Raw genomic sequence first — 12,811 nt, forward strand, 5'->3', positions numbered from 1 at the left:
GCCACAGTGCATCTGTTAACATTGTTCTTGGCATGGTGGTATTCTTGTATGTTGATTTTTGGCGAAACCATTATACATTTCCACCATGCTGTTCAAAAATCACTCTTGAAAGATCAACACGCCCTAGATAGATGCACTTATCTTATTGTCTGCGTATAACTTTCACAAAAGAGAGATACAAGCAATATAATATACAGTTAGGGTAATTAGTTTAAAAAAACATTTGGTTCAATTAATCCAATTTTTCCTGTTTGATAACTGCCTAAATCCATAAAGGTCCGATTACCGATTGTTACATATTGAGATACTATCGCATGCCCATGAAAAACATGATTTATATTAGTAACGTCTTTTATTTCTTTGATATCTTCCTCCATTCTAAGTGATTGACGCTTTCTCCACATCATTCGTTTAGTTTCCAATATATCATCTAATTCACTAGGATTGACAGTATTTAATAACTTCACTACATCATGCCAATCACAACGAAACGGTAACTCAGCATGTACTAACCCTATCTTTTTATTTGAAGATAAACTTAGTTCAATGGCTACTGGTAATTCCCTAAAACGCTGACAAAAAACATTCAATTGTTCATTTGATAATTCCTTCGCCCAGGCTCCACCACAACGAAGCCAACGTTCCGACCATTCATCGGAGTTTTCAGCTACTGAATGAATTAACATTCTTTCGTGATTGCCTTGAATAGCATAGAACCATGGTTTATCCAACCACAATAAGGCTTGGTCAGATTCATTTCCTCGATCAATAAGATCGCCTAAACTAAAAAGTCTATCTTTTTCTTCATCAAAACCTATCGCGTCTAATTGCAATTGAAGAATAGAAAAGTGACCATGAATATCAGAACAAATATAGTCACTTCCGACTAGATTTTTATTAAACTTAGCAATCATAAAAAATATTACCAATTGGATTAAAATACCTATTATACTTCTTGTAGCCCTATTATAAATGAGATTATTGAGCCTATTTATTAGAAGCACCAGCGAAGAAAATGGTAATCGACATTGCGTACAGAATATTTCTAGTCCCCCTCTCTTTATTTCAATAAAGTGAATCAATATATTGTGAGGAAGTGGGCTGTTTTACCAAGTAAAATAAATAAGCGATTTATTTTGATTGGTATAAATGGAGTATCATCAACAAAAAAGCCAAATGCATAAACATTTGGCTTTTTTATATTTTTACTTATTTGAGTCTAAGATACATTATTTTTAAATTCAGAACCTTCAACTTATTTTGGTTTTTTAGCTAATACTACATCGATATCAGCAGCACAGTGGCGCTCTGGTGCTTGTTCCCACTCTTCACCGAAAGAACGGTTTACAATACGGCCACGTTGAACACCTTCACGTTTCTCAAGTAACTTAGCCCAACGAACTACGTTTGTGTAAGTATCGACTTGTAAGAACTCTGCTGCATCATATAATTTACCAAGTACTAAATTTCCGTACCAAGGCCATATAGCGATATCCGCAATACTGAATTCCTCACCCGCAACAAACGTGTTTTTAGCTAACTGTTTATCTAAAACATCCAACTGACGTTTAGCTTCCATCGCAAAGCGATTGATTGGGTATTCAAATTTTTCATCTGCATAAGCATAAAAATGACCAAAACCACCGCCTAAAAATGGGGCAGAACCTTGCGCCCAGAACAGCCAGTTGAATGTTGTTGTACGAGCAGCTCCTTTTTCAGGCAAGAAACGACCAAATTTTTCAGCTAAATGAACAAGAATTGATGCAGATTCAAATACGTTAACATCCTCATTACCTGATTTATCAACTAAAGCAGGAATTTTAGAGTTTGGGTTAACACTAACAAATCCAGATGAAAATTGGTCACCTTCGCCAATATTAATCAGGTAAGCATCATATTCAGCTTCTTTAACACCTGCGGCTAGTAACTCTTCTAAAAGAATTGTTACTTTTTGACCATTCGGCGTACCAAGTGAATAAAGTTGTAAATCGTGTTCACCGACAGGTAATTCTTTATCATGTGTAGAGCCAGAAACTGGTCTATTAATACTCGCCCATTTGTTGCCGCCACTTGTGTCATGAACCCAGACTTTAGGTGGTACATATTGCTCAGTCATTTTAATTCCTTAGGCAAATAAAAAGTTAAACTTTAGGGTAGTTAGATGGGAAGAACGCACGTTTTGCATCTTCATCAAACTCTTTCTTGAATGTAATATCTTGACCTATATTACGAGCACGTTCAACTGCTGGACGACTATTAATACTATCAAACCAACGTTGTAGATTTGGATAAGGTGTTAAACCTTCTTCACCTAATACAACCGGTGCTTTATCTATCCAACCCCAAGCAGACACATCAGCAATCGTGTATGAATCACCTACAATAAATTCACGACCTGCTAAATGTTCATCTAATACTTCATAATGGCGTTGTGCTTCGCGTAAATAACGGTTAACAGCGTAATCTAAATTATCTGGAGCTGCATGTCTGAAGTGCACAGATTGACCAGAATATGGACCAAGACCAGATGCGATAAACATTAACCAAGATAACATTTCAGCCCGATCTTCAGGTTTACCTGCTAATTTACCTGTTTTTTCAGAGAGGTACATAAGAATCGCATTTGAATCAAATACACGAGTTTCACCATCAACGATAGCCGGCGCTTTAGCATTTGGATTAATTGCACGATATTCGGGTGTATGTTGTTCACCTTTTAAAGTATCTAATGGAATCAGTTCAAAAGGAAGACCCGTCTCTTCTAGGAAAAGAGCAACTTTCATTGGATTAGGTGTATGGTGAAAATAAAATTTGATCATGTAACGCTCCTTAATATTTGAACACTTATTCAAACATGAAAGTAACGATCGTTCAAGTTTGTTTTTAAAGAAACTACAAAAATTGAATGATTGAACATAGATGAGAACAATATTTACTCATTGATTTTTCTTATAAAGAAGTTGTAAATAACGCTTAGATTAATCTTCTACTTTGATTTTTAATGAGATGATGATGTACTTTATAATAAAGGAAAAATTGTGTATTTAACCTCGTTTTTAGTTGATGAGATAGAAATCACATTTAGAATCATAAGGTTAAACTTACTATTGTACAGTGTCATTAGTTTTAAAGATAATTTGAGCATGTAGACACAATTTACAAAAAAGCTATTGAATTGTGACAATCCAATAGCTTAATGATTAGCAGATTAATGATAGGTTAATAATAGCTCAATAAGCGTTTAATAAAATATCAAACGTTCACTGCAGTCTGTTGTTTCAACTCGTTTTGTGACAAACGATAATTGATTAAGGTTGTCACTACAATTACAGCAACACCTGTGATATTGATATACAAATAAGGTACTAACATGGCAAAACCTGATACGAGTAACAAAGCACGAGCAGGTATCGACAATTTAGTTGCTAAGCGTCCTTCAATGGTTCCTGCAAAAGCAATGATTAAACCAATGGTTAAAATAATCGCAATCACAAAATCTATGTTTTGACCTTCCATCCAAATAAGACCAGAAAATGCCATCATAATAGGGATAATAAAGAAGCCCTGAGCCAATTTAAAGGCTTGTATAGCAGACTTCATGGGAGAAGTATTGGCAATACCTGCGGCGGCAAATGCAGCCAATGCAATAGGAGGTGTTACATTCGATGTTTGAGATAACCAAAAAACAATCATATGTGCAGCTAATAGCCCAACACCTAATTCAGTTAAACTTGGTACAGCCATAATTGATAATACGATATAAGCCGCCGTTACCGGTAATCCCATCCCTAAAATAACAGCCGCAATTGCGATTAGCCCTAAAACAGACCAAAGGTAACCGCCTGACAATGCCATTAAGAACTGTGTAAATTGTAAGCCAATACCGGTTTGCCCCACCACACCAACAACGATACCTGCGGTACCACAAGCGACTGAAATAGGTAATGCTAATAAAGCCCCTTCTTTTAAACCTTCAAAAAAGACAGAAATCGTTATGCGACTGTGCTTTCTGCACATAGCAGCCACTAAAATAGCAACACAACCTGCTATACCAACCAAAATAGGTGAATAACTCATTAACAGTAGGCTAGTAATTAAGATTAAAGGAACTAAAAAATGCCAACCATTCTTTAACACTGCAGATATTTTCTCAGTGACTTCCATACCCTGTAAACCTAACTTACAAGCCATCAAATGAACATATAACAAAGTACAAGCAAAGTATAAAATAGCCGGTGCAATAGAAACCAATAGGATTTCACTGTAAGGAATACCTGTAAATTGTGCCATTACAAATGCACCCGCACCCATTACTGGTGGCATGATTTGTCCACCGGTTGATGCAGCAGCTTCAATACCTGCAGCTTGTTCTGGCTTATAACCAAGCTTTTTCATCATTGGAATGGTTAATGCGCCCGTTGTAACGGTATTCGCGATAGCTGAACCTGATATAGAACCTAATGCAGCAGAAGCTAATACACTGGCTTTAGCGGGACCACCACGATATTTACCCGCGATAGAGAATGAAGCATCAATAAAGAACTTACCTGCACCGGTTACTTGCAGGAATGCACCAAACAACACAAAGATAAAGACAACACCTGCTGCAATGGCTAACGGCGCTCCATAAACACCGTTTGTTGAGTAGATATGGAATCGAACGATTTCCTCTATTGAAAACCCTTTACTAGCAACAGCAGAAGGTAAATAGTTACCAAAAATAGCGTAAGCTAAAAATAATGCGGCAATTAAGACCATAACAGTACCAACAGTACGACGTGTGGCTTCAAGTAATAATACCAGGATGATTAAACCTGATAATTGGTCAAGTGACGTTAATCCATCCATTAAAAAAGAGATATCATCGTAGTCAAAAGAAATAATATGGTAAGACGCCCAAGCAATTGCTGCGATAAACACGATGTCGACAACACGTCCTAATAAGTAAACCAGATTGGATTGTTGTGATTTAATTAGTGGGATAGTAAAAAAAACTAAAATTAATGCCCAGCTTAAATGAATAGGTCTAAATACAGGGGCTGATAAATCAGCGGTAATACCTTGCCAAATTTGAAATATAGATAATGAAATAGCAGCCAGTGCGGCAACTAACACCATTTTATCTGAGACCCATTTACTTGTTGTTGATTTACTCATTTAATTCTCCGAAGGTAGCAGTCATTGCGCCCTCCTCAATCATGATTGTTATTACGATGGCTTCATATGAAGGTTTTTAGTTAATTGCAGTGGAGTCTAATAAAGTCTTTTAAGAGCGATTATTAGAAGTGCAATTAAGAGTGCAATTAACGTTATTAATTATTTGTACCCGTTCCTTACTTTTACTTCTATGTGTTGTGTTTTCTATTTTTAAGCCTCTCTAATAGCTAAGCAATGAGAGAGGCTTAAACAATAAAGAACAGAAGTTACATTTTTTCTTTCAAGTATTTTAATGAACCAGGGTGTAAATCGATTCCATTTAATTTATTCATGTTTTCTAGCGTTGTAAATTTAGTAACACTGATAATTTGATTGATTTGACTCATGTTTTCAAAAGCGACTTTAGTCATTTGATAAGCTAAATCAGTATCCATGTTTTTATTAACAATCAAGATATTCCAAACTGCAGGTGCATTAAATGCGTTAACGCTTTTGTAGCTTTCCACAGGAACTTCGATTGCCTGGTAAGAGGCATTATCATCAGATACTTTTTTAAGCTCTTCTGGACTAAATGATAAAATTCGAATGTTATGTGTAAATGCTAATTCAGTGATTGCACCAACACCAATACTTCCAACAATAACACCGGCATCAATTTGTCCTGCTGAGATAGCATTAGTCGTTGCAGTGTAATTTAATGATTGAGCATCAATATCTTTATCAGTAATCCCCAAAGAGGCAAGGATATTTGTTGCACTCACTCGTGTACCAGATCCTGGCGCACCTAAAGAGATACGTTTACCTTTTAAATCTTTAATTGATTTGATATCTGAATCTGCAGGTACAATGAATTGAACGACATTAGGATATAAAGCAAATAAAACAGATACATCCATTTTGCGAGGAAAAGGTTTAATACCTTCATGTGCTTGCAAAACGACATTGCCCATAGCAATACCTGCAAGTTGTTTGTTAGACGAAACTTTAATTGTATTCTCGACTGATGCGGCAGTCACTTCTGCTCGCATATCAAAGTCTTCTATATTTTCACTCCAAATTTTAGCTAAGATGCCACCAAGAGGATAGTAAGTACCGCTTTGGCTACCCGTTCCAATCGTATAGTTTTCTGCCATTGCATTGAAAGAAAATAAACATGCGAGTCCGATTATTCCATTTTTAAAAATATGTTTCATAAGTAATCCTTCTTATTATTAAATGATATTTTCTATTAAGCTAAATGTTCTGTATTTAATGCTCTTATTAAGAGTCGAGTAATAGAGTCCTTTAGTCTCTCAGCCATATTGCACTTTTTTGTTATAGCTTTGTTGCACAAAAGATTACCACTAAAGTAAAATCAGGCAATGCTTTGATATCACAAAGATAAAGGCATTTTGACCCTCAATCGTATTTTAAGGCGCTAGATTATAGCGATCAAATTGATAGGTCACTAGACAAAAATAATTTATAAACAATAACTTACATTTATGTTATATAAAAAAGATTATTTTTTATCATTAATTTTAGTAAGAAAAACATGAAAAAAGGAAGTTCAGTACTGTGAGTTTCGTCAGATAAATACATTTATTAAAATATTGCTATTGTAATAATGTTAAGCAATTAACTGTATTATCCATAAGTAGGTCTAGTTAAATAATGCCCCCTTCATTAATCATCTATCTGTATGCCTAACGCTATAAGAGTAGGTGTTGCATTGTTAATAATGAATTGAAAAGTGACTTCCCATCATTACTTTCACTCTCTTAAAAAACCGTTAATTAAAAATCCTTAAATAATAATATCGAGTGCCTACCTTCCTGCTTTTTAATTAGTCACGTTAAATAACAAGAATCACTATTTAACATGACCAATTAAATGAGGGGTTAACTCATAGAATTTTTACTTTTCTAAATGCACTCTTTCCTAAAGTATTGTTTACAATAATCGACAAAAGCACCAATGTAAGAAGCAATTTGACGAAAACTGAGATAAATCCCATATAAAGTATCAGTATTATTGATATGCTTATTATGTAGTAGATTCAACTATCAATGTCATTATAAATGTGATTTAGGTCATGACAGTTATTAGTCCATAATAACCTGTTTTTAATACATTAATTTTATCTATAGCCCATTCATCGACTTAAAAGCAAATTGTAACGACTATGCCAACTTCAACAAAATACCAAGCAGTTTCAACGACGAATGAAGCTAAGACAAAAATATTCATTATCGGCTTACCTCGTACTGGCACAACAAGTATCAGTGTTGCTATGTTAGATGCAGGTTTTAAAGTGGCTCATACCGCCTTTACTAAAGAGGCTTTTAGATTGGCTGATGTCATCTCTGATGCCCCCTGCTTTTCTGATTTTAAACAGTTAGACCGACTATTTCCAAACTCAGTATTTATTTATTTAGACAGAAAGCTGCAACATTGGTTACCTTCAATGCAGCGTTTATTAAATAAAATGGCACCAGACCTTGCGCCCAAAAAAGGTAGCTTTAGCCCTGTATTAAAAAGATCATTTATAGCTACCTTTGGCATTAATAATGAGAACTCATTAACCGAAGAGCATTTAACCCATTGTTATTTAAAACATAAAGAACAAGTACAAGAGTATTTTAAAAATCGAGATGATTTGCTGTCAATTAACATAAGCGAACATGATAGTTTTTATAAACTATGTTCTTTTTTGTCATTACCTTTCCAAGATGGGGATGTATTCCCACACCTCAATCAAGGTTCAAGTGTGGCAAACTGGAAAGCTTACAAACATAAAAACAAAGTCAGTAGCTTTAGTGCAGGGAGAGAGCACCGTCAATTCTTTGATTACACGTAGTTTTCAACCCATTTATTATGGATAACTTTTATAAAGGAGTCGCGCTTACATTTTCAAATAAAAATCTTTCGTTAATTCAATAAAATCAGAAGAGTAGCCTTGGCCGTCATGAATAGTTAATTCACTGGTTTTTAAAACGGGTAATAAAGTAGATTTGGTTAACTCGATTAACACACGTGTTGCCGATTTATTTATGGTGGTTTTAACATAAGTAAGTCGTGAAAGTTGCAAATAAGCCCCCTTATTTGACTCATTCTCAAGTAAATTAATAAATGCAAGCCCTTCTTGTTTTGGTAATACAAAACTTGCGACACCTTCATTATTTAATAATTGTTGGCAATAAGTAATTAAAGTTTGATGTGAAAGCATTGAAGTGTGTCGAGCCACTGCCCGTTGAGTGGTTTTAGATTCTTCGCCAGAATTAAAATAAGGCGGATTACAAATAATAGTGTCAAAAGTATTATTACCTTTAGTAAAGGTTTGTAATGAGCAATGACTCACCGATAACCTTGGCGACCATGGACTACTTTGACAATTATTGACCGCGGCATTAAAAGCTTTTTCTTCTATTTCTATCGCACTAATGTAAGCAGTTGAATTACGCTGTGCACACATAATTGCTAGCAGCCCTGTCCCACAGCCGATATCTAAAATCGTTTTAACCGACTCTACCTTTGCCCAAGCGCCTAATAAAATAGCATCAGTACTCACAGGCATCCCACATTGCGCCGCATTAATATGGAATTGTTTAAAAGTAAAATCTTTAGCCATGACAAGTTGAGCCTTATTGATTAGTGTATTGATTAGTGTATTGATTGGCGTATTGATTGGTGCATTGTTTAATATAGTTCAGTTTAATATGCTTGAGTTGAATAAATTAAATATCAAAGGTGACATTAATAAATCCTTTTAACAGCCCGTCTAACTATTCGCCATAATAATTAGAATAAATATCATAAACCTTTTTGTCATGATAAGTCAGTTACAATCTGATATCATTCTGCCTTTAATATTCCCTGCAGAATTTTCTGCTCACTTTGGCTTTATATAGGATATTTTTATGAGTCTCGCCGACAAAGTATTAGCTGTAAACAACGATTTACCTATTCGTACAGATCAGCCAGTCCACAGTGGTAAAGTGCGTTCAGTTTATTGGTTAACAGCTGAAGATAGCAAACGTTTAATTGAAGAAAAAGGCTACAATGTTGCGGCTGATGCGCCATTAGCTATTATGGTGATTAGTGACCGTATTTCAGCGTTTGACTGTATTTGGCACGGTGAAGGAGGTCTGAATGGTGTTCCTGGTAAAGGTGCGGCGCTCAATGCTATCTCAAATCACTGGTTTAGACTATTTAAAGAGCAAGGCTTAGCAGATAGTCATATTTTAGATATCCCACATCCTTTTGTTTGGATTGTTCAAAAAGCACGCCCGATTATGATTGAGGCCATCGCTCGTCAATACATCACTGGCTCAATGTGGCGAGCTTATGAAAAAGGTGAAAGAGAATTCTGTGGAATTAACATCCCTGAAGGATTATCAAACAATACAAAACTGCCTGAATTATTAATAACACCTTCAACTAAAGGTATTTTAAAAGGAGTTCCAGGTGTTCAAGAAGTCGATGATGTAAACATTACTCGTCAAAATATTGAAGACAACTTTGCGGCCTTTAACTTTACTTCACCTGCTCATATCAATGATTACGAAAAACTATTAAAAGAAGGTTTTGATGTGATCAGTGCAGAGCTCGCTAAAATCGATCAAATATTTGTTGATACTAAATTTGAATTTGGATACGTAACAGATAAAGCGGGTAATGAAAAACTAATCTACATGGATGAAGTCGGTACACCTGACTCATCACGTATTTGGGATGGCCCTGCTTTCCGTGAAGGTGAAATTGTTGAAAACTCAAAAGAAGATTTCCGTCAATTGTTGCTTAAGCACTTTCCTGATCCAGATATTCTATTAAACAAAGATCGTATGACTGAACGTTTTGCATTAGCAAAAGACAATGCTTTACCAGAATCAGTGTTGATGCAAATATCTAAAACTTATACTGAGATTGCAGAAAAAGTGATTGGTAAGAAAATCGTTATTTCAGATAATCCAAAACAAGAAATCATCGACATTCTACGTGAGCAATATAATTTAATAGACTAATGTTAACTAACAACCTTGTTAATAAATAACAAACGCATTAATAAGCAAGGTGTTCTCTACTATTTAACGCTATTATAAAGCAGGACATTGTCCTGCTTTTTTGTGTCTACCGCTTTCTACTTTTTAGGAGAATAATTATGTCAATGGGATGGGTTATATTTATCATTGTATTAGTGCTAGGCATTATTCTGAGTAATATATTGCTATTAAAACAAAGTGCTAAAATGAAAATACCAGACAGCGTTGTAAAAGCAATACACGAAAAGAATGAACGAGAAGCAAGGGAACAGCTTGAACAAGAAGAAAAGAAAAAGTAAAGCACATAAAAAAGCCTGATTAAAAAATTAATCAGGCTTACTCTTTATTGACGTTAAAAAGTAATAGAGACTGTAATAAAAACGGCGAAACTAATATTTACAACGTTAATGTTAGTTTCGTCAGTTTATAAAGGTTTCGCTTTTTGGTCATTTTCTAAAATAACGCTACGAACATTATCCGTAATACTTAGATATAATTGAGTCACTTGTTGATCAGATAATGGTTTCTTATCAGAGTCTAACCAAGTTAATGATGTGTCATCACCCGTTAAATCTCCAAGCTGTACAAAGTACTCACCTTCTTCTAAATCAATTGGGTTTAAGTTTCTTTCTGACCAATATTCATCATCTTGAGATACAAATCTAACTAAGAAGTAACCTAAGTTTTTATCATTATCAACTGGCTTAAAGCTCATTAAGCTTAATAAAGAAGGTAACTTATTCCATACATCAATAAACTCTGAATCAATAATCCAAGTTGTTTGATTATTATCATCAAAACCAAGTTTTATCGGCAATGGTTTATTGTTTGCAGCTTGTAGCGCTTCAGATTGTTGTTTTAGATAAGCGAATTGCAACATATTATTGATAAAACGAAGTTCTATATTACGTTTAGCACGCCCTTTTAGAATATGTTTTATCTCTTCACCATCATTTAATGCTTCATAACTTTGTACATCGACCACTAACGAAACACTTCGACCATCATCACCTTTGGCTATTTGTAATTTATACGCGCCTTCTTCGTGATAAGTATTAGTACTAATAGAACCATACTTTCTTTCAGTAACGATAGGTCCCGTCTCAATGGTTAAAGCATCGAGATCACTGTTAACTGAAGTGGCGTTTTTAGAGGCTAAATATTCAAGCGCTAAATCCCACACTGTTAACTGTGTATCTCTTTGTTGTTTAAAAGCATTAAACCAGACTTTGGTTTGAGTTAAATCAGAATCTAGTAACACACCATCTAAAACAGCCATTAACTGAGTTGGAGGACGAACATCAACATCTTCCCCCATTAGACCTACTTGGTTTTGTTCATCTGTTATCGCTGGAATTTCAAAGTTAGAACGATTTTCTGTCTTTGAAAAATCACCATTATCAAATTTATCGACTAAAGTTACATCTTGATAATTAAATTCACCCTGTGCTTTTGCTCTGTCTTGAAAACGAGCACAACCCGCCACGGTAGAAGTAAGAATGATTAAACTAGCAATTTGAGTTAACGCTTTATTTTTTTTCATGAAAGTAATTTTGCTTCAATTAATGCATTACGAACAATACTTTGATATTGCTCAGACAATGTCGTTAATGGTAAACGTAATGTAGGAGTAGGAATTAATCCTAGTTCCGCACAAGCCCATTTAACAGGGATTGGATTCGCTTCATGGTATAAATGAGTATGTACTGGCATTAGCTGTTTATTGATTTCAAGTGCTTTTTCGACTTCGCCACTTAGTGCAAACTCACACATCTGCGCCATTTCAACAGGGGCAACATTAGTCGTTACTGAAATAACGCCGTGTCCACCTTGCAACATAAAGTCACAACCCGTTGAATCGTCACCACTGTAAAGTAAAAAATCAGCAGGTAAGATTGCTTTTAACTCAGCTAAACGCTCTAAATCACCTGTCGCTTCTTTAATACCAATAATATTTGGAATTTTAGCTAAACGAGCAACCGTTTCAGGCAACATATCAACTGCAGTACGCCCAGGTACGTTATATAAAATCTGTGGTAATTCACAAGACTCTGCAATCGCCTTGTAATGAAGGTATAAACCTTCTTGTGTTGGTTTATTGTAATAAGGAGTTACATTCAAACCCGCAACGATACCACTATTAGTAAATAACTTACTTAATGCAATCGCTTCTGATGTTGAATTTGCACCATTACCAGCGATTACAGGGATTCGACCTGCAGCATACGTAATAGTTCGCTCAACCACTTTTACATGGTCATCAACACTAAATGTTGCTGATTCACCAGACGTTCCTACGGCTACAATAGCGGCTGTCTTTGATTTGATATGGAACTCTACTAGTTCTTTTAATGCAATATAATCAATTTCGCCAGTCTGATCCATTGGGGTCACGAGTGCTACAATACTACCTGTTAACATGTAAATGCTCCTTTTATTGAGCGTCCAATGTTACTTTTGCAAGGCTTTAAAAACAAGAAGAAAAATGAACTGATTAACACTCTTAGCGAATATTTATGACATTATTGCTTATACTCACCTTTTTGTAAGCTAATTGCTTGAATATACACCGACTATAGGCTTTGATGACTTTCATATTTCACGTATCATCATTTAAATATTTTTAAATAAGA

The 12,811-nt window shown here is 35.1% G+C and carries 11 protein-coding genes; 3 read left to right on the plus strand and 8 right to left on the minus strand.

All coding sequences use genetic code 11. The features are described from left to right. Positions 1-206: 206 nt before the first annotated feature. From SP041_RS16420 to SP041_RS16440, 5 genes are all read right to left on the minus strand, one after another. Positions 207-914, minus strand: a complete 708-nt coding sequence (locus SP041_RS16420) for a metallophosphoesterase (RefSeq protein ID WP_025566003.1) — start codon at positions 912-914, stop codon at positions 207-209. Positions 915-1,255: 341 nt separating this feature from the next. Further along, the gene (yghU, locus tag SP041_RS16425; RefSeq protein WP_025566004.1) at positions 1,256-2,116 is read right to left on the minus strand and encodes a glutathione-dependent disulfide-bond oxidoreductase; all 861 of its coding nucleotides are present in this window, start codon (positions 2,114-2,116) and stop codon (positions 1,256-1,258) included. Between the two features lie 25 nt (positions 2,117-2,141). After that, positions 2,142-2,819, minus strand: a complete 678-nt coding sequence (locus SP041_RS16430; RefSeq protein WP_025566005.1) for a glutathione S-transferase N-terminal domain-containing protein — start codon at positions 2,817-2,819, stop codon at positions 2,142-2,144. Between the two features lie 433 nt (positions 2,820-3,252). Next, the gene (locus SP041_RS16435) at positions 3,253-5,157 is read right to left on the minus strand and encodes a TRAP transporter fused permease subunit (RefSeq protein ID WP_025566006.1); all 1,905 of its coding nucleotides are present in this window, start codon (positions 5,155-5,157) and stop codon (positions 3,253-3,255) included. 266 nt (positions 5,158-5,423) lie between these two features. Then, positions 5,424-6,350, minus strand: a complete 927-nt coding sequence (locus SP041_RS16440) for a TAXI family TRAP transporter solute-binding subunit (RefSeq protein WP_025566007.1) — start codon at positions 6,348-6,350, stop codon at positions 5,424-5,426. A 971-nt stretch (positions 6,351-7,321) separates the two neighbouring features. On the opposite strand from SP041_RS16440, the gene SP041_RS16445 reads away from it, so the two are divergent. After that, entirely contained in the window at positions 7,322-7,996 is a 675-nt protein-coding gene (locus tag SP041_RS16445) for a sulfotransferase (RefSeq protein WP_025566008.1), read from the plus strand. 45 nt (positions 7,997-8,041) lie between these two features. On the opposite strand, the gene SP041_RS16450 is transcribed toward SP041_RS16445, so the two are convergent. Next, on the minus strand, positions 8,042-8,767 hold the full coding sequence (locus SP041_RS16450; RefSeq protein WP_025566009.1) for a methyltransferase: 726 nt from the start codon (positions 8,765-8,767) through the stop codon (positions 8,042-8,044). A 289-nt stretch (positions 8,768-9,056) separates the two neighbouring features. On the opposite strand from SP041_RS16450, the gene SP041_RS16455 reads away from it, so the two are divergent. Then, complete coding sequence (locus SP041_RS16455) at positions 9,057-10,160, plus strand: phosphoribosylaminoimidazolesuccinocarboxamide synthase (RefSeq protein ID WP_025566010.1); 1,104 nt, start codon at positions 9,057-9,059, stop codon at positions 10,158-10,160. A 137-nt stretch (positions 10,161-10,297) separates the two neighbouring features. Further along, the gene (locus tag SP041_RS16460) at positions 10,298-10,477 is read left to right on the plus strand and encodes a DUF2897 family protein (protein WP_025566011.1); all 180 of its coding nucleotides are present in this window, start codon (positions 10,298-10,300) and stop codon (positions 10,475-10,477) included. Positions 10,478-10,602: 125 nt separating this feature from the next. Here the strand turns inward: SP041_RS16460 and bamC are convergent, their stop codons facing one another. Both bamC and dapA read right to left on the minus strand, forming a co-directional pair. Continuing rightward, positions 10,603-11,721 carry an outer membrane protein assembly factor BamC gene (gene bamC / locus SP041_RS16465; RefSeq protein WP_025566012.1) on the minus strand — a complete coding sequence of 373 codons (1,119 nt, stop codon included), beginning with the start codon at positions 11,719-11,721 and terminating at the stop codon, positions 10,603-10,605. Next, a complete protein-coding gene (dapA, locus tag SP041_RS16470) occupies positions 11,718-12,599 on the minus strand; it encodes a 4-hydroxy-tetrahydrodipicolinate synthase (RefSeq protein WP_025566013.1) in 882 nt (293 codons plus the stop codon). Before dapA ends, bamC begins: the two co-directional genes overlap by 4 nt. Positions 12,600-12,811: the final 212 nt, after the last annotated feature.

This window comes from Psychromonas sp. SP041 (assembly GCF_000470315.2).
GTDB lineage: Bacteria > Pseudomonadota > Gammaproteobacteria > Enterobacterales > Psychromonadaceae > Psychromonas.